Consider the following 18,814-nt stretch of genomic DNA (forward strand, 5'->3'; position numbering starts at 1 on the left):
ATTCTCCTTTTTATCTCGAAAGTACTTCATTCATTTCGTTTTGCAACGACAAAATGGCCGCTCCAATTGCACTTGAATTTTGAACCAGGCTTATTGAAATCGTTGGGGACCAATCAACATATTGTTCAACAAAGTTTTTCACGCTCTCAAGTAGTCGATCTGAAAAAACAGAAACTGACTTTCCACTTAAAATGAAATGGTCGATATCTAAAATACTAATGATATTAATGATTGAAAGTGCCAGTTTTTTTGACAAATAGTCAATACTCACTTCAATTCCCTCGTTTGTGCTCAAGTTGTATGTGTTTTTTAAGCGGGAGTATTTCACTTTCCCTTCTAACCATCCTATTGATGACGGTGTTTTTTGATAGTTTTCATCAAAGCACATATATTCGAGTTCTCCCGCACCTGCATTCATACCACGGTATAGTTCGTTATTGATGATAATTCCGGCGCCAATACCCTCACCTACTGAAATATTTACTAAATTTTTAACATCAGCTTCTATTGAATTAAATGTTTTTAACTCTGCAACAGTTGCAGCGTTTACATCATTTTCAAGACTAACCGGCAATCCAACTCGACTCTCTAACTTATCGATAATCTCATCATAATTGAAGTCTTTCTCGACACCCTCATCGACACGCATACGAACTGTTCTTTTTCGAATGTTTATAGCTCCATCAATGGCTAAACCTACACCTATGATCGTTCCTCCAAGTTCCTCAGCTTTTTTCTTCATCTTTTTGATAATATCTTCGAAGTAATGAACAAAATCTTCACTGTGAAACGGCAAATTTGTCTCCACAGAAAAATGATCGACAATTTCTCCGATGAGATTCACTAGAACGACTGCAACTTTTTCTTCAATTAATTGGATACCTACCGTAACAAATCTGTTTTCATTTAAACGATAGACAGTTCTCTTCCTTCCCAATCCGCCTGAGCCATCACGACTCTGTCCGGATAAAATAACTAGACCAATTTCATGAAAAAAATCGACAATCTTACTCACTGTTACAAAACTCATTGTCGTTTTTTCAGTAATCTCAACTTTTGCAATTTCAGGGTTTTTTAAAAGGATTTCAAAAATTACTTTTCTGTTTTCATCTTTTATATCATTGGGCAAATACGATCTCATTCAAATCCCTCCAATAGCATTATAACATATTAATTTACAAAGTTAAATAATAGTTATTTTATAAGATTAATTTACAAACTTAAATAATATTATTGAGTAGAGCTCCTCTTTATTTTATAATAAAAATAAGAAACAAAGGATGTTTAAATTAAGTGGTTAGGAGATTAATTATGAAAAAATATGAAAAATTAAAAATTGCCATAATAGGTGCTGGAAGCGTTTCCTTTTGCCCTTCAACAGTGAAAGACATTTTTAACAGCGAAGAAATTAATACTTTGCCTCTTGAAATTGCTTTGATGGACATCAAAAAAGAAGCACTTGATGTGAGCTTCGGCTTCTGTCAAAAAATAAGAGACCAAAAAAATCCTCAAGCGATCATTTCTGCAACCACTAATTTGAAAGAAGCATTGCAAGATGCTGATTTTGTCGTTACAGCAATCGAAAAAGACAGATACCATTACTGGTCACAAGACTTTCATGTTCCTCGCAAATATGGATTTAGACAAATTTACGGAGAAAACGGTGGTCCAGGGGGGCTGTTCCACACATTGCGTAATTTAGGACCCATGCTGGAAATCGCACATGCAATGGAAGAAGTTTGTCCGGATGCACTTCTCTTGAACTATACAAATCCTGAAGCAAAACTAGTAGAAATTATTTTAAAAGAAACAAAAATCAAAGCGGTTGGACTTTGCCATGGCGAATGGTGGGGCGTGTGGCAGGTTGCTCACATGTTAGGCATGAACATAGAAGATATTGAGACAGAAGCATGTGGACTTAACCACTTCGCCTGCCTAACAAAAATTGTTGATAAAAAGACAGGTAAAGACTTGTACCCAATCCTCAAAGAAAAAGAAAAACAATTGCCTAAATTAGCTTCTTGGGATCATGATACCATATCAAGACTAATGTTGAGACTTTATGGCGTATGGATGTACCCAGGGGCTAATCATATTGGTGAATACTTTGCGTGGAGCGATGCTTTCTTAGCAAGTGCAGCCATGCAGTTCTTTTACGATCCTGCAACAGAAAATCCTTGGGACAATAAAAACAATCCACTTGAGCTTGTTTACACGGTAGACTCAATCGTTAACCGTGATTGGGAAACTGAAATGGCCAGGAAAGATGCAAAAGATATTTTTGAAGGTGCTTTTACAGTGAATGACACAGAAGAATCAAGTGATGTAATTCAAAGCAGCGAATATGGTGTACCAATTATTGAAGCAATCGTATTCAATAAAACGACAAAAATTGGTGCAGTAAATGTTTTGAATGATGGATATGCACCAAATCTTCCGAACGGTATGGCTGTTGAAATACCAGCTATTGTTGACGGTGATGGTATTCACCCTCAAAAAACAGCAAAAATTCCGACAGCACTTGCTGCAATGATTGCAACTCAAGGCGCCATCACTGAATTGTTACATGAAGCTTATAATGAAAAGTCAAGAAACAAACTGCTACAAGCGGTTTTACTTGACCCAACAGTTTCGTCTTACAACAATGCTGTAGCGATGATTAATGAAATCTTTGAATTGCAAAGAGAAGTTTTACCTGATCTTAGATGGAATTAATTCATTGTAAAATATAAATGTTTATAGAAAAAGCCCGAGAAATTTTGTTTTCTCGGGCTTTTTAACTAAATATACATTTCTATAATTCATACACTTTCACATATTCAATTTGCATTTCGAAAGGAAGCATACTCTCATCGATTTCGCCGCCCCAGAATCCACCAATTGCTACATTTAGAATTAAGAAGAATTCTTGATCGAATGGCCAGCCTGTTTCGCTTGTATCTTCGTAATCGTTTTTATTAAATCTTGCTACTTCTCGATCATCGTAAAAGAATTTTATGTATTCAGGAGTCCATTCACAGGAATACTTACGGAACGTACCTGTTACATCTTCAAGCGGTTCAAAATGTGTGCGTTGTGTGTTAATGGCATGATTATAAGTCTCAGTATGCAGGCTCACATGAATCATGTTTTCATCTTTACCAACGTGCTCCATGATATCAATTTCACCACATAATGGCCAATCTTTTCCTTCCATTATACTATTTGGCAGCATCCAAATTGCCGGCCAACTGCCTTTTCCCTTTGGAAGTTTTGCGCTTACATCGACTTTCCCGTATTTCATTGAAAATATTCTGTAAGTTGTAAGTTTTGCAGATGTATAATGATTTTCTTCAAAGTCTTCTTTGAATCCAACAATGTGTAACTTTCCATCCTTAACAAATGAATTTTTTAATCGATCTGTGTAATATTGGGATTCATTGTTACCAAAACCGTGTCCCCCAATATCATGTACCCATTTCTCTGGATTTGGTGCCCCTTCATAATCAAATTCGTCAGAAAAAATTAATTTCATAAATGCTGCCTCCTCTTAGGATATTTTTAATTCTGGATAACTACAACCATTCTTTCAGCTGGCAAGTTAATCTTCTGATTCGCCCTTGCAGTTGTTGGATTTTCAAAAGGCTTGTAAACAGTAAACTCACCTGAACCACTCAAGAAATCAATACTCGCTTCTTGTGCCTGTGAGTCAGTGTTTGTAAAGACACAGCCTTTTCTACCAGTTTTCTCATTGATAAAACATTTGTATTTTACATGCTTATCAGAGGAAACCCATGCGGCAGACTCAGATTTTTTCATAAATCGTCCATAATAAATGACGTCCTTCACTTGCGCTCTAATCTTTTCTACTTCTTGAATATACCTACTTAGCTTTGTGAACTTCGGATGGTCCATTCCAGCAGTAATCATCATCGGACTGATGAACAATTGATAGCCATTTCTGATTCCTTCATTCACCGTTGTATAGTCACATGGTTGATCGATGCAGTAACATGGTGTCCACTCTGGAAGAGTATATTTGATTGTACATGTATGATCTGCAGCCCATGGGTTTGTCCACATCCAGTTTACATCTGTGTACTCTAGAAATCGATCCCAGCTTCCTTCAATGGAGAAACAGAAATCAGGGTTAATGGCCTTGCACGCTTCGTCTAACTCTTTACAGAATTCTAAAATCCCTTTCCAAATCGATGAGTCAGGTGAGTAACCCATTGCGCGGATTTTTGGGTTCAAATCAATGGCCGTTAAATTGGAGAATCCGATTTTATCGACATGCACTCCATCAGCACCGATTTCCACTAACCACTTCATCTTCTCGACAATGTAATCACGCATTGGCTTATAGGATGGATTAATGCTCAACATCTTAGGGCTGGACCAATTTTTTCGAGCAGCAAACGTACCCATCCCAAAACCCATTTGATACTGATTTCCAAACTGATCTGAAATTCGATAATCCTGGAACTCTTCTTTGTAGATATCCGTAGATGTGTCCATCTGATGGAAGTTCACAAAGAAGAAAAATTTCACGCCAATGGAATGGGCATATTCGATTCCGGCACGAAGTTCTTCCTCTGTTCCAAGACGCGGTTCAATATCATAATAGGGATAGCCTTTGTCATGTCCGCCAAAATCCCATCCACAAGCCAAAACGGCATTAACACCATACTTTTTCGCAGAATCAACCCATCTGGGAATATCTTTGTATTTAAACAAAATATTACTTTCCGGCAGCATGAACATGGTACATAAAAACGAAGTCTCATCTCTTTGCCATCGATTAGGGTTCACGATTTTGAAGTTTTCTCGAAACCACTTTTCATAAAATTCCGGGGCATTTTCCCAGTTACCCTCATGGTACTGAATGACCAATGGCGGTGAAACAAATGTATCTCCCTTCTTCGTATACGGGAAAAATACCCAGTTCATGTTCATTCCGATTGGCAGGTCCTTATCGAAGTCATCCGGCTTTGGCCAGTTGTCTTCTCTAAAATGAGCTGCTCCCGGCTCCAATTCAAAACGAATGGACTTAAATCTAGGCTCTGTGTCATAACATGCGAAGTAAACGCCCCGATTTATTTTTTCATTATAAAAGTCAAGCCACTGTACACCCATTTCTCCCGGATACGAATAAGACACCTCAGGAATAGGCAGGCCTAGCTCCATTGGCGCGTGGAAATGCGTAAACAAATCCTCGCCAGCACTTTCGCCATTCAACGGAATCATCGCCTTGGTATCTTTACGCTCACCAAGTCCGTTGATACCGCCAATAATAGGCGCCCATACTTCTGAAAAATCGCATTCCGTACGGTTCTCAGCACTTACTTTGACAGAAATCTGGTCATGGTTAAGCGTGATGGTCATCGACACGTCCAAGTCATGCTCGCCAAGCTCGTTCTTAAGAGGTCCCTTCCAGAAAAGGTTCAACGAATTCTCGCCTTTTTCAATCGAAGTCAGCTTTTGACATTTCCCGAAGATATAATTTGCTTCCTGCGCTTCTGATTGCAGGTTGATTTGAAAATTAGCAGCCAGACGCGGTTCTTTGATTAAATCCTCACCAATATCCTTGAAAAAAATGCTCTCGATATTTCCGTTTTCATTACTTACCGCTATACAAATTATTTCATTTTCTAAAATTGTCGAAGCTCTCATGTGATACTCCTTTTAGGGATTACTTGGAAAGTCCCTTATTCCCAGATAAACTTTCCGTTTTCATTAATCATCTCTTCAATACTTGGTATAATGTATTTTGCAAGCTCTCCCAGAGTTTCCTTACTGCCTACTCCTGAAAGAACACCCACACCACCAGCACTATTACCGTTAATGGCAAGTTTCATATCGCAAATGGTGTCGCCAACAACAAGGACTTCCTCAGGCTTAATGCCAAACTGCTCACAGAACACATTTAACACTTCTGGATCTGGTTTCTTTTTATAGCGGTCACCAGTGCCGATGAAATCGATGTATTCTTCAATGCCTATTTGCTGAAGACAAACTTTTGTGGACTCATAGTCATCTGATGTAGCCACACCCATCACAATTTCTTTTTCCTTAAAAATGGAAAGCGCTTTTTGAAGGTCACATGTCGGTAAGATAGAATCCTTTTTCTCTTTGGTTTTCGCGTGCAACATCTTTGTTACCAGAGGAAATACTCCCGGTGCTTCTTCGGAAAGAACCCGGTTGAATTGAGTTGCAATATCTAATGTTGTCCCGCTTGCTAATAAACCTTTTTCATCAATTTCCTCTCCATACAAGCCAATTGACTCAGCTAATTTTAACCTTAATTCTTCATTATTCAATTCATTTCGAAGTTCCAACAGATCATCAATAATGGAGTAAGTTATTTGAACCCAAATTTCTTTAAATTTGATCAGAGTTCCATCCTTATCAAATAAAATTCCTTTAATAACCATATTTAGTCCTATTCGTTGATTAACCCAGTTGTAATGGAACCTACTGGAGTTGTGATATTCACTACTTCTCCATTTAAGCGAATGTTCACTTCAAGGTCTTCTTTGGAAATGTTCATTATAACTGTTACGATTGTACCGTCTGGATTCTTTAATGTGGTCATTTCTAACTTTGGCGAATACTTCGTACATGCAATACGCTTCGCCCCAGGCACAATATAGTGACTGAAATGTTTAATGTAATCAAATGAAAGTTTTTCTTCGATAACATCTTTATCCGTATCACACATTATTGGCGCATCGCAGAAGTTATTAACATGGTTAGGACCGCCCCCGGCATTCAAATAAATATTCCAATCGATAAATGAATTCATACCAGCATTGATATTGCCAATGATGTCTCTACCATACATTTGTGCTTTCTCTAATTGCCCCGTCTGTGCGAAACGGCTATATTCTACACAGCCTTCTGTGAAAATTAATTTTTTATCAGGGAATTTTTCAGAAACGAGGCGGAGTGCATCAAAGTGGTCCCCTGTATACCAATGGAAACCAATTCCCTGTACCATTTTGTCAGTCTCCGTATCAATAATTTCGCAAGCACGTTCAAATACACGTTCTTTATTATGATCCCAAATCACGACATCAAGATCTTTAATATCATTTTCTTGAATGGATGGGTATAAGAAGTCGCGCAGGAATTCTTTTTCTTGTTGCCCTGTGTACGTGCAAGAATCCCATGTTTGGACGGCATTTGGCTCGTTTTGAATGGTCAAATAATCAATTTGATAACCTTTTGCACGGTATTCTTTAATATAGTGGCAAATATAATCTGCCCAAAACTTTCTATATTCAGGTTTTAAAGAGCCTCCATATGTGCGTTGCCCATTCGTCTTCATAAATGCAGGTGGAGACCATGGGGACATTAATACGCTCAACCTCTTCCCAGCTTTTTCTTCTGCAGCATCCAATAGCGGAAGAATGTATTTCTCGTCACGTTCTAGTGTAAAAGACTTGAATTCCGTATCCGTTGGATCACTCATTGCTTCATACATATCTAGTGAGAAGTCACAGCTATCAATATGCGTACGAACAATTTTGTAGCGGGCTCCGCTTTCCCCAAAATAGGCTTCTACCATTTTCTTTTTGCTTTCTTCACTCATTTGTGCATAAGTGAATGCTGCAGCTTCCGTGATCGCTCCGCCAAACCCATCAAAAGTTTGATACTCCATTTGAGGATAAATATTAACCGTAGCCATTTCAGTGTTGTTGTCTGGCCCAAAAGCTAGATTTGATTCAAAAGTATCTTTCACATCATTTTTGTAAGTTGTTGTAACTAATTTAATTTTCATATGAAAACCTCCAGTTGATCAATATTTTGCTTCAAACGATTAAACTCCCTATTTTTACAGAATTTCAGAAATAGCAACTTGGCGATTCTCTTTTGAGGATTTGTTTATAGCAAATTGTGTTGCTAGCGTTTGTAGATTATCTCTTCCTGAAATTGCAGGCTCTCTATCCTCTCTGATAGAGCTGGCAAACTCTGCGAAGACCCTCTTCACGTCCGCGTAGTCAGACCATTCTAGTAGAACTCTAGTAACGTTTTCATGCTCATCTACAACGTAAACTCCATAGCCTTGGCCAAGATCATCCAAGTGAATCGAGCCATTTCTACACTGAATTCTCCATTTACCTTCCCAAGGCGTTGAAAGTCCCTTTGAAAGAAGCGTTCCTGTATAGAAAACGGGTATGCCTATCTCCATTTCAAAAGCAGCATTGACAAAAGGATCGCCCTTGTAACCGCTATTTTCACCATTCCAGGTTTTACCATTAACGGTTTTTACATTAGAACCTAACACATAGCGTATTAAATCGGAGTGATGTATCGCCATTTCCATTAGCATGTAGTTTTCCATTTCTCTTTGATAGGGCTTTCCGTCATGGAAGTAGTAGAATTGCACGTTTGCAAATTCTACTTCGCCAAGTTCTTTTTCTTGAACCAATTTAATTAAATCGCACACATGCAAGTTATATCGATAGTTCTGATCTACCATTAGCTTAAGATTTTTCTTTTCAGCTAATTCAACCAATTCTTTCCCCTCGTTAACATCCAGCACGAACGGCTTTTCTATTAAAACATGTAATCCACTTTCTAATGCATCCTTACATACTTCGTAGTGAACTGGTGAAATCGCAGATATATAAACTGCATCGGCACCAGCATCTTCAAATGCCTTTTTGGGGTTGTTATATAATTTGCTGCTGTCAACATTTAGCCTGCGAGCCGCTTCTTCCAATCCTGGTTGATATGGATCAACCAAGCCGGCATATTCAAAATCTGGAGAAGAAACAATTGCATTCACGCCAACTCCAGTACCGTGTGAGCCTAGTCCAACTTGAACAATTTTTAATTTGCTCATATATAAAATCCTCACTTTATTATTTGTGTAAGTGGTCAGTCGTTCCGCCAAGAGCCACTTTTCCGAAAATATAAACAGCTGTCATTTTTTCAGTTACAACTAGAGAATGTTCGTCACCTTTTTTCGTAAGCACCAAGTCTCCAGGCCCCACTTCGTACGTGTCACCTTCAGTTGTGCAAACTCCTTTACCCGAAACGATAATCCAATACTCATTTCCGTCATGGTAGTGTAATTCGACCTCATCGCCAACTTCCAAATTATTCACTCCATAGTGATTAATTTCACTCCAATCTGGATATTCATTGATTTCTGCATAACCTTTAATTACTGGCATTTTCTTCAATCTCCTTTAAATTTTTTGTTTCCCTGAGTTTTAAGAAAAACCTTAGTCAAAAAAGCAAAAGCCGTCTCAAAAACTCACCTAGGAGTTTTCAAGAGCAGCCTATGACTATTTCTCACCAGAAACTTGTAACTCAAACAATGAAGATCTTTTTAACGCAATATAGGCGGCACCAATTATCCCGGCATCAGGGCCAAATTTAGATATCACTATTTTCACTTTATCTTTTAACTGATCAAAGACTTTCTTTTTTGTACTTTTAACTATTTCTTCTATTAACCATTGATTGTGATAGATAACGGACCCTCCAAGCACAAACACTTCAGGGTCTATTGTTTGCATGAGCGAGGCAATGGCACTTGAAAAATAATCAATCCAGGCCATGACAACACGATATGCTTGGTGATCGCCATTTTGAAATTGTTCAAACAAAAATTGGGCTGTCGCGTTGTTACCATAAAGTTTTATACTTTCTTCCTCTAAGGATTTTCCGCTGCATAACGATTCTAACGTTCCATTATAAAGTGAGAAATGATTTTTATTCATATCGGAAATGATCATACTTCCTATTTCCCCGGCATAACCATTCGTGCCTCGAAAAATGGTGTTGTTCAAAATCATCCCGCTCCCAATTCCAGTACTTACGGTAATATACATGGAATGTTGATAATTTTTAGAAGCGCCAAAGCCAGATTCTAACAATGCAATGACATTCACATCATTTTCAAAATAAACCTCATATTCCGGAAAGTAGGTCTTAATCTCATTAACACTAACACCCTCCAAAATTGGAAGATTAGTAGAGTCGGAGAAAATCTCCATTCCATCTTTCCATGGTACAGGTAGTGCTATACCAATTTTTTCAGCTTCCCTATGAACATCAATTCTTTCAATCATCGTTCTTAAATGCGAAAAGAATTCCTTTGCCGTTTGAAAATCAGATGTTTTGGCTGTTTCTTTTCTTAGCAGCTGAAAGTCACTATTTATCAAGCCTACTCTAATATTTGTACCTCCAACATCAACTCCAATTAACTTGTCTCCCATTCATTAATCTCCCCAAACTATATATTTATTCAAGAATTTTGCTGTTGACTGATCTTAATAGAAATCGCTGTGATTGAAACCTAGTAATTCTTGGGCTGGTAATTTAGCCTCAGGATGATTAATTTTGTTTGACGATTTCAGCTTTTCTTTCGCAGGTAATTGGTCAAGTCTACTAAATTCAGCATTCGTGGAAGCGTTCACATCATATTCCAGAATGAATATGTAAATTCATATCACTGCAGATTTTTATTCCCAATGATTTGAATTCCAATTGTTTAAACTGATTTCGTATCACTACACTTTTACTTTAATAATACAATTAATTAATTAATTAAGTTTAATAATTATTTAAAAGAAATAGGTACTCTAGTACCTTATTTTGATTATATTCTTCATTTGATTATTAGTCAATTCAAACTGTTGCAATTTTCAATACTTTTGACTTTTTAGATGGTTTAATTTCTCCATTTCCCCATACAAAATAGGCCTTGGCTCACCTTGGTCTGTATTGACAGTTCGTTTCAATTGAATAAGTTGTCCATTAAAATGACAAACGATTGTGTCAATAAATGGTGTATTTACGAAACACCAGTTCATTTCAAAAACATTTTCCTTTCTCCATCCTCCCTTTGCTAATACGGTTATTGTATCCGGTTGATACTGGGAATGAAGAACATTGTCAAACAACATCGTTGTTCCCTCGATCCAATCCTGATACCCACATGGAATTTGATGTTCCCCATCGTTATCCTTAAGAACAAATGTACAAGAATCATGCTCAAACCTAAAGGAAACCTCTTTAACGTTCCTCTCGTTCTCATCCATTTTAAATACTTTATTGGATACCATTTCTGCTAAAGGGGATGCTTTCAACAACTTTGGTGTTTCAATCATTAAATGACTCAATTGTTGATTTAAATTCGTTCTGGCTTTAACGTCATTGGGAAGTGGACCATCCACCATTCCAGGTAATAAATGCTCCCAAATTAGATTCAGAACATTAGGACCATCGTGAGTGCCACTGGTTATAACGACAACTGCATTTTGCTCTGGAAGGATTATACAAAACTGACTATACGCTCCGTCAGCCCGATAGGCGCCATGCCTGGAAAGCCAAAATTGAAAACCGTATCCCTGCTGCCAATCGTCATCCTTGGTATCTCCATTAGCGATTTGAAAGGAGGTTGCTTCGCGGATCCATTCTTTGGGCAGCAGCTGTCTCCCTTCCCAGAATCCCTCCTGTAAAAGAAATTGCCCGAACTTCGCAATATCCTCTGTTTTCATACTCAACCCATGCCCTCCGGTGTAATGGCCTTCAGGGGAGGTTTGCCAAAAAGGAACGGAAATACCCAACGGTTCTAATAGTCTTGGCTCTAGATAATCAAGTAATGGTAAACCTGTAGCCTTTTGTACCATGGCAGATAGCATCTGTGTCGCACTTGTATTATAAAAGAAGCGGGTGCCTGGCTCATGCTCAATTGGTATATTTAAAAAATAATCAACCCAGCTTCCTTCAATTTGATACAAATCCCAGCCCATTGTGGCATTTTCATGGCCTACACTTAATGTTAAAAGGTCTCTTACCTGAATGTCCCTAAATGGATTACTTTGCCGTATTTCAATTTCTGGGAAAAAAGATACAAGTGTATCTTCTAGAGATAAATGTCCTTCCGTTATGGCAAACCCGACTGCTATTGAAGTGAAACTCTTCGTCAAGGAGAATAGCATATGTTCACGTTCACTTTGGTAAGGATGCCACCATCCCTCAGCAATCACATGACCGTGGCGGACGATCATCATACTATGCAGTTCCAGTTTTTGCTCATTGATATGATCCAAAAATCGAGAAATATCCTGTGAAGACATTCCTTGAGCTTCTGGTGTACTACGTGATAGCTTTCTGAATTTATTCATTAGTTAATTTACCTCCTATAAGTAGTTAGATTACTATGTTTTCATAAATCTTACTACTATATGGAATCGTATCACGATGAAGTGATATTTTCTTAGGAATAAAATTAGTTTTTGAAATTATAGCACCAAAACATATTGAATTTGATTTGGCGGGATGGGGGTAATGGCCATAATGCGATAGCCGATACTTAGCAGCTGGGATAATGTCTCTGCACAATTGTAACGAGGAGGCTCGATCGGCGCGTGAAAGCTTTTATATAGATTTAGAAATTGATTATTTTGAGTACAATGAAGCAAAATAACATGCTTGCCGGTCCATGCCTGCCCAATCATCGGCCGTACTTGAATTCCATTTATGTTTCTCATATCAAAACACCCTTACATTTTAATACATTAGCTTATGAAATTGTTTTGGGGTCTGACCCCCGGCGCTTTACAGCTTTAAAGCGACGAGAATCTACCTTCACGAAAAATTTCAATTTACCTTCCAACACAAAGTGGTTCCTTTAGAAAATAAAAATAACGTGTGTAAATCCACACGCCATTTTTGATGTCCTTTACTATACCATTTATTAGAGGAATTTATTCACTTAAAACCACAATCTTTTATAATAATCATATTCATGTAAATCGTAAGTTTCTTCCGTTTCTTTTTTTGGGACACATTCCTCACAAGGTTCTTCTGAGTGGTTATGTTCACATTGTTCTAATAAATGTTTCATAGTTTGTATCCCCTCTCCTATTTCTTACTTTCTATTTTAATGTAAGCGATTACATTTGTCTTGTGTTTTTTTGTTGGAAAAAAATTACTAGAATAATTTTTGTGGGGTCAGTCCCCCACCCCTTTAAAGCTTTAACGCACTGGGGGTCTGACCCCTGAATTGTAAGCCTTTTCACAAAATTTTTCTCTAAAAAGAATAGAATTAATTATCCAAATATTTTAAAAACGTGTTATTATCAAGTAAATAAAAAATTGGAGTGAGGTAAAAATGAAACTACATGTCCACCGCACTTATAATTTCAATGCGGGTCCGTCTGCATTACCCCTAACAGTCCTTGAGAAAGCTCAACAGGAGTTGATTGATTTTCGTGGTACCGGAATGTCCGTGATGGAGCTTAGCCATCGAAGTAAATCCTATGAAGAAGTACATAATCAGGCGATATACAGCTTAAGAGAATTATTGTCAATCCCGGAGAATTATGAGGTTCTTTTCCTTCAAGGCGGTGCAAGTCTTCAATTCTCAATGATTCCAATGAATTTTTTACAATCAGGGAAACAAGCTGGATATGTGATGACAGGGTCTTGGTCTGAAAAAGCATTCTCAGAAGCAAAACTATTTGGTGAAGTTTACCATGCAGCTTCTACAAAAGAAAATAACTATCGGAGTATTCCAAAGCTCGATGATTTGCACTATCAAACAGGTGACGCCTACTTGCATATCACATCAAATAATACGATTTACGGTACACAGTGGAATGAATTCCCAGACACCGGTGATGTTCCACTAATCGCAGACATGTCGAGTGATATTCTTTCAAAGCCGATTGATGTCACTAAGTTTGCTCTCATTTATGCCGGAGCTCAGAAAAACCTGGGTCCTTCAGGTGTCACAGTAGTCATTATTCGCAAGGATTTGCTGGAACGAGCGAACACGAAAATCCCAACGATGTTAAAATACAGCACACATGCAAAAAACAACTCCTTATATAACACACCACCAACCTTTGGCATTTACATGCTGGGAGAAGTCCTTAACTGGGCGAGTGATTTGGGTGGGGTAGCAGCTATTTCTGAGCTGAATACTAAAAAAGCGAAGCTGATTTATGACGCAATCGACACGAGTAATGGTTTTTATATCGGTCATGCTGAAGCGGACAGTCGTTCTTTAATGAACATTACCTTTAACTTGAAATCAGAAGAATTGGAAAAGCGTTTCCTAGAGCAAGCAAAACAAGAAGGATTTGTCGGAATAAACGGCCATCGCTCCATTGGAGGATGCCGTGTATCAGCATACAATGCTGTACCAATTGAGGCATGCAATGCATTTAGTAAATTCATGATTCAATTCCAAAAGGAAAATAACTAGATTTTAAGATAAAACGATTCCTTTCACTAATAAATATCGTTTTGTTCTTCTAAACCATTATGAATTGAGGGATAGAGATGAAATACGAAACTATTTTATCATTGGGCGGAGATGGAGGCAGCATTACCTTCTATGGCTTTAAAAAAGAGCAGCAATGGTACTTTACATTGGAAAAAGACGAATTGGCATTAGAAGACTTTTATTATGGTGAAAAGAAGCATAATTTTGGAAAATCTTTGATCGTAAAGGGCTTTGAAGAAGGGATGAAATTATTAGACCATTATCCTTGGCCATTATTACGGCCAAGGAACATCCATCCTCACTTTGCAAATGATATTTTAAAAGCAGTGAAGAATCGGATTCATCCTAAAAGAGTGGATCATCTCGAAAAATGGGAATCCGCTATTATACAAAATGCTTCAAAATAAAAAACAATTCCAGTTAGTTATAGAAAAAAAGTATTATAAAAAAGACCATCGTTAACGATGGTCTTAAACTCGTTTAGCTCCAATATATCTTGGATGCCAGTATGGGTTTCTTGTACTTGTAATCATAACGCCTTTTGATGAAGAAGCCATAATCATTTTTCCGTATCCAATATAAATCGCAACATGTGTTGGACGGCTTGCCTTATTTGGAGCAAAGAACATTAAATCGCCTGTCTTTAAAGAATACACATGATACCCGTTTTGGTAGTACATTTGAGCTGCTGTTCGGGATAAAGGTCTTCCAGCTTTCGCGTATGAATATTTAACAAGACCAGAACAATCAAAACCGTACGGTGACATCCCGCCCCATCGATAAGGGACCCCCATATGATTTTCCGCTACCTGTATTGCTGTTATATGATAGTTATAACCTGCTGCTTCCACTTTATCACCTTTGTTGGCAAACAAAGAGCCGCAAGAAGCTAAAATGACAATTGCTACGATGAATTTCTTTAGCATGATTGTTACCTCCTAGTGTGATTTGATAGTTTTAATATACTAGAAGGGTATAACAAGCAGGTCACAGCACCATTACAATTTCATTACGAAATTATTCTAAAATAATTTCGCTCTATTGGAAATCAAGTTTAGCTTTAACTGCTTCCGGAGGACATGCCCCATTTACTTTTTCTCCAAAACTGCAAAGTAATTGCCTTCATTATCAGCAAAGTTAAATACTCTGCCGGTTGGCATTGTTACAAGTTCGCCGACTTTGATGTTTTTATCTGTAAAGTCTTTGTATAGTTGGTCGAGATTTTCCGAGAAGAACAATAACGATGGTGTATTAAGATTTAATTCCGGCTGCATTTTAGCAATAAACTCCTTATTGTGAAGAACAATACTCGTACCAGCGTCTGTCGTTGGAGCAATTTCAATAAACCTAAATCCCTGCCCGTTATCTTCTTCAGCAACTTTACTAAACCCAGCTTTTTCAGTCCAAAATTTCAATGACTCATCTTGGTTATTCACATAAAGCATAACTTGTCCGACTTTACTAATCATCCGTTTTTCCCCATTTCATAAAATTATTGGAAATCCTATTTATAACTTAATGATAATCAACCATTATTGATAAAGTCAATTTTTTGCTAGGCTTATTAATAATAAAAGGGGTCATTCTCGAATAAACCAAACTTTTGAAATTAATGCATTCTCAACTTGATAAATAGCCATTAAACTTGTACTCTCACCAGTTATTCCATTTGTTGCATATTCCCAATCAATTACCTTGTTTCCAACAATCGAACGGTTTTTGATTTCTGCGTACATTTTCTTTTTAAATGTCTCTGTGTATCTTTCTATAAGTGCCTGCTTTCCACTTAAAGCGATTGTATTATCCGGAAAATTGTACACGCTAATATCATCTGAATAGGTACTAGCAAATCCGGCAATATCCTGTGTATTATAAAATTCGATTTGTTGTTGAACTATTTTTTCAATGGACATCTCATTCACTCCAGTGACTATTTATAATAATAATATCCACATATTCACAAGATAATATTTAGGCATTTTATGTATACTTCCGGTCCTAAAATGTCGCTACTTTTCATTATAGCTTCTTCAATATCCCTTTTCTTTGCGAAAGAATGGTTCGAAAATGTTTTGGGTTAAAATAGAATAATAATAAGGCATGACCAATTCACTGAAAAGAGTGATGAACTTGAAGGCGATCTCCTTTAAAGCATTTGCCATCACGAACGAAATTGATTTAAATAAGATAGCTATTCATTGCGGAATTCCAAAAAAATTCACATGGGAAGAACCATTAATCCTGAAATGTGAAATTTTAGAAACCATCCTCCGTCAAGAGTTGGACAAGTCGCAAATGGTTCTGGTGTTCTCCTTTGGCAGTATTGTTTTCATTAATCATTCCCAGCCTAAATTCATCAATGATTTTTTCAGTTTCATCCAATCCTTCGAGCCGGACATTGATATTAAAGATACAGACAGATATACAGACGATTATAGCCTTCATATCAAAGAAACCGGAAATATTGAGTTGACGGACGAATATGTAGTGGTTCCTGAATATGAGACTTTTTATCCTGAATTAATTTCCACCGTCCTCGCCAAATCAGTTGCTCTCGAAAAAACGGAAGAACAGCTTGGAAAAATCCACGACAGGCTTGAAACAATGATTGACCGGCTGGAAAAAGGCAAGCTCCGAATCGGCAATAAGGAATTAGCAAGGACGACTGCGAAAATTTTGCGACACGACTATAATACCCTTGCCTACATCATGATTTTGGATAAACCTGATATTACATGGGCAAGCAGTAATGCCAGCGAATTTTATGATAGAATGATGGAATTTTTCGAATTAAATGATCGTCATAAGATTTTAAAAAGTAAAACGGAAATTTTATATAATATCATGGATGGTTTTTCTTCCATCAGTCATTCCATCCGCGGACTTTTTGTGGAATGGATTGTGGTGATCCTCATCGTCATTGAGATTGCCTTGACGGTTTTTCAAATTGCTGGCTGGCTTTGATAAAATTCAAATAAAAAGCCCCCGGATTACGGGAGCCATGCTGCTAAATTCTCTTTTTTATGTCTTCTCTTATGGCTTCAATGAAGTCTTCCGATAAATTTGCCGGAATTGAAGTCCCATTCTCAAATACCCAGCTATTTATCATTTCAAGGTCTGCTTTTTTAAACGTAATACTATATTTTTTATCATTATAGGTAAAATCTACTGTCGCATACTCTTCACTATCAAAGTCATCATCTATGATCATGTCATCGATTTTATAATGATTCACACAGCACACTCCTTTATACATTCATTTATGTTTAGCGTGCACCTTTTATGGGGTGGGTAAACAAATTGTTTTAATTTAAATTTGATAACAATCCGTATATAAACACCTCAATATTTTAAAAAAAGCAATGATCGATGTTTAAATGGTCTCGTCTGTTATTTTCAAATAGTATTTGGGGGATTCCATATAACCTTGCCGAAAATAGAACCTATGGGCATCTACTCTTCTTGTATGGCAATGAACTTCAATTCGATCACAATTTCTTTTTCGGGCCAATTCAGTACAATATTCTTCGATCAATCGTCCAATTCCTTTGCTTCTAACGGACGAATCAACTGCAAAATAACTGATTCTTACAAAATCCCCTTTTACCGCTAACTGAGGTATAAAATGCAATGAAATAAAAGCGATTACTTTTCCTCCAATTTCATAAACCAATAATTCGCTATCAGGATGTGTGAGAAGTTTTTCTATTTTTCCTTTAATGAACCCTTCCGTATCCGGATAATCCAACTGATTTAACAATTGGGCTATTGCTCTCCAATCCTTAACCATTGCTTTCCTGATTCCCATTAATTTCACTCCTTACTTTAATTCAACTTAAGAGACTATGCATGTATAATTTCATTTGTCATCTTTCCCTTATATACCTTATTATTAATTGATAAAATAAATTAGCAAAAGAGGTACGTTTATGAAAATTGATTTACCCAAAATTCAAGGTGAATTACCTACAAGAAATTTTCATGAGATTTTTAATGAAGAAGAACCATTGTTAGAAATGTGTCAAATCATTGACTCTGTTTTTGAAAATGAAATAGTAGGTAGAGTTCGCTTATATAATATGGTGATTAAGAATAGTAAGTTTAATTATTCTGATTTTAAGAATATTGATATTACAGATGTGTGTTTTGAAAACTGCGATTTATCTAATGTCAATTTAACCAAGTCCTCCATTCACAGAGTCGAATTTAAAAATTGCAAATTATTAGGAGCGAACTTTACAGAATCGCGCTTAGGGAATGTTAAATTTGATAATTCTGTTTTAAACTTGGCGACATTTGCAAACTCAAAACTTGAAAAAGTCATCTTTCAAGATGATTCATTAAAGAATACAGATTTTTACGACTGTATTCTGAAAAAAGTTGAATTTCAATTCTGTAATCTTGATGGAGCAAACTTTGATCAAACATCGCTAAAAGGAATTGATATCAGTACATCTAATTTTGATACTCTTACTGTATTAATGAATGATTTAAATGGATGCAAAGTATCATCCTATCAGGCTGTACAGTTTGCAAGCCTGATGGGGCTAATCATTAAAGATTCATAAGTCTTCGGAA

The 18,814-nt window shown here is 37.0% G+C and carries 21 protein-coding genes; 5 read left to right on the top strand and 16 right to left on the bottom strand.

Translation table 11 applies throughout. The features are described from left to right. Window positions 1-10 precede the first annotated feature (10 nt). Window positions 11-1,129 (bottom strand): ROK family protein, encoded by a 1,119-nt coding sequence (locus ACZ5XR_RS16975; RefSeq protein ID WP_464497497.1) that lies wholly within the window; start codon window positions 1,127-1,129, stop codon window positions 11-13. A 182-nt stretch (window positions 1,130-1,311) separates the two neighbouring features. Here ACZ5XR_RS16975 and ACZ5XR_RS16980 point away from each other — a divergent pair, with 182 nt between their 5' ends. Continuing rightward, the gene (locus tag ACZ5XR_RS16980; protein ID WP_464497498.1) at window positions 1,312-2,715 is read left to right on the top strand and encodes a family 4 glycosyl hydrolase; all 1,404 of its coding nucleotides are present in this window, start codon (window positions 1,312-1,314) and stop codon (window positions 2,713-2,715) included. Window positions 2,716-2,794: 79 nt separating this feature from the next. Here ACZ5XR_RS16980 and ACZ5XR_RS16985 read toward each other — a convergent pair whose 3' ends face one another. From ACZ5XR_RS16985 to ACZ5XR_RS17030, 10 genes are all read right to left on the bottom strand, one after another. Then, window positions 2,795-3,514, bottom strand: a complete 720-nt coding sequence (locus tag ACZ5XR_RS16985) for a glycoside hydrolase family 16 protein (protein ID WP_464497500.1) — start codon at window positions 3,512-3,514, stop codon at window positions 2,795-2,797. 26 nt (window positions 3,515-3,540) lie between these two features. Then, window positions 3,541-5,652, bottom strand: a complete 2,112-nt coding sequence (locus ACZ5XR_RS16990) for a DUF6259 domain-containing protein (protein ID WP_464497501.1) — start codon at window positions 5,650-5,652, stop codon at window positions 3,541-3,543. Between the two features lie 35 nt (window positions 5,653-5,687). After that, window positions 5,688-6,413: an HAD family hydrolase gene (locus ACZ5XR_RS16995; RefSeq protein WP_464497502.1), complete on the bottom strand. Its 726-nt coding sequence runs from the start codon at window positions 6,411-6,413 to the stop codon at window positions 5,688-5,690. An 8-nt stretch (window positions 6,414-6,421) separates the two neighbouring features. Then, a complete protein-coding gene (locus tag ACZ5XR_RS17000; protein ID WP_464497503.1) occupies window positions 6,422-7,762 on the bottom strand; it encodes a glycoside hydrolase family 30 protein in 1,341 nt (446 codons plus the stop codon). 54 nt (window positions 7,763-7,816) lie between these two features. Further along, window positions 7,817-8,830: a Gfo/Idh/MocA family protein gene (locus tag ACZ5XR_RS17005; RefSeq protein WP_464497504.1), complete on the bottom strand. Its 1,014-nt coding sequence runs from the start codon at window positions 8,828-8,830 to the stop codon at window positions 7,817-7,819. A gap of 19 nt (window positions 8,831-8,849) precedes the next feature. Continuing rightward, on the bottom strand, window positions 8,850-9,164 hold the full coding sequence (locus ACZ5XR_RS17010) for a cupin domain-containing protein (RefSeq protein ID WP_464497505.1): 315 nt from the start codon (window positions 9,162-9,164) through the stop codon (window positions 8,850-8,852). Between the two features lie 114 nt (window positions 9,165-9,278). Continuing rightward, window positions 9,279-10,214 carry an ROK family protein gene (locus ACZ5XR_RS17015; RefSeq protein WP_464497506.1) on the bottom strand — a complete coding sequence of 312 codons (936 nt, stop codon included), beginning with the start codon at window positions 10,212-10,214 and terminating at the stop codon, window positions 9,279-9,281. A 429-nt stretch (window positions 10,215-10,643) separates the two neighbouring features. After that, the gene (locus ACZ5XR_RS17020) at window positions 10,644-12,128 is read right to left on the bottom strand and encodes a serine hydrolase domain-containing protein (RefSeq protein ID WP_464497507.1); all 1,485 of its coding nucleotides are present in this window, start codon (window positions 12,126-12,128) and stop codon (window positions 10,644-10,646) included. Between the two features lie 117 nt (window positions 12,129-12,245). Continuing rightward, window positions 12,246-12,494 (bottom strand): hypothetical protein, encoded by a 249-nt coding sequence (locus tag ACZ5XR_RS17025; protein WP_464497508.1) that lies wholly within the window; start codon window positions 12,492-12,494, stop codon window positions 12,246-12,248. Between the two features lie 224 nt (window positions 12,495-12,718). Continuing rightward, window positions 12,719-12,850: a hypothetical protein gene (locus ACZ5XR_RS17030; protein WP_464497510.1), complete on the bottom strand. Its 132-nt coding sequence runs from the start codon at window positions 12,848-12,850 to the stop codon at window positions 12,719-12,721. A gap of 267 nt (window positions 12,851-13,117) precedes the next feature. Here ACZ5XR_RS17030 and serC point away from each other — a divergent pair, with 267 nt between their 5' ends. Further along, window positions 13,118-14,215, top strand: a complete 1,098-nt coding sequence (serC, locus tag ACZ5XR_RS17035; RefSeq protein ID WP_464497511.1) for a 3-phosphoserine/phosphohydroxythreonine transaminase — start codon at window positions 13,118-13,120, stop codon at window positions 14,213-14,215. A 77-nt stretch (window positions 14,216-14,292) separates the two neighbouring features. Then, complete coding sequence (locus tag ACZ5XR_RS17040) at window positions 14,293-14,643, top strand: hypothetical protein (protein ID WP_464497512.1); 351 nt, start codon at window positions 14,293-14,295, stop codon at window positions 14,641-14,643. Between the two features lie 63 nt (window positions 14,644-14,706). Here ACZ5XR_RS17040 and ACZ5XR_RS17045 read toward each other — a convergent pair whose 3' ends face one another. The 3 genes from ACZ5XR_RS17045 to ACZ5XR_RS17055 form a co-directional block, all read right to left on the bottom strand. Next, a complete protein-coding gene (locus ACZ5XR_RS17045; RefSeq protein ID WP_464497513.1) occupies window positions 14,707-15,162 on the bottom strand; it encodes a C40 family peptidase in 456 nt (151 codons plus the stop codon). A gap of 162 nt (window positions 15,163-15,324) precedes the next feature. Continuing rightward, a complete protein-coding gene (locus ACZ5XR_RS17050) occupies window positions 15,325-15,705 on the bottom strand; it encodes a VOC family protein (RefSeq protein ID WP_464497515.1) in 381 nt (126 codons plus the stop codon). A 111-nt stretch (window positions 15,706-15,816) separates the two neighbouring features. Further along, entirely contained in the window at window positions 15,817-16,149 is a 333-nt protein-coding gene (locus tag ACZ5XR_RS17055) for a nuclear transport factor 2 family protein (RefSeq protein WP_464497516.1), read from the bottom strand. 211 nt (window positions 16,150-16,360) lie between these two features. On the opposite strand from ACZ5XR_RS17055, the gene ACZ5XR_RS17060 reads away from it, so the two are divergent. Continuing rightward, entirely contained in the window at window positions 16,361-17,200 is an 840-nt protein-coding gene (locus ACZ5XR_RS17060; RefSeq protein WP_464502348.1) for an RMD1 family protein, read from the top strand. 43 nt (window positions 17,201-17,243) lie between these two features. Here the strand turns inward: ACZ5XR_RS17060 and ACZ5XR_RS17065 are convergent, their stop codons facing one another. Continuing rightward, window positions 17,244-17,471: a hypothetical protein gene (locus ACZ5XR_RS17065; RefSeq protein WP_464497517.1), complete on the bottom strand. Its 228-nt coding sequence runs from the start codon at window positions 17,469-17,471 to the stop codon at window positions 17,244-17,246. 138 nt (window positions 17,472-17,609) lie between these two features. Further along, entirely contained in the window at window positions 17,610-18,044 is a 435-nt protein-coding gene (locus tag ACZ5XR_RS17070) for a GNAT family N-acetyltransferase (protein ID WP_464497518.1), read from the bottom strand. 121 nt (window positions 18,045-18,165) lie between these two features. Here ACZ5XR_RS17070 and ACZ5XR_RS17075 point away from each other — a divergent pair, with 121 nt between their 5' ends. Further along, window positions 18,166-18,804 carry a pentapeptide repeat-containing protein gene (locus tag ACZ5XR_RS17075; RefSeq protein ID WP_464497519.1) on the top strand — a complete coding sequence of 213 codons (639 nt, stop codon included), beginning with the start codon at window positions 18,166-18,168 and terminating at the stop codon, window positions 18,802-18,804. The last annotated feature ends 10 nt before the right edge of the window (window positions 18,805-18,814 follow it).

Source organism: Neobacillus sp. Fa239 (assembly GCF_055395235.1).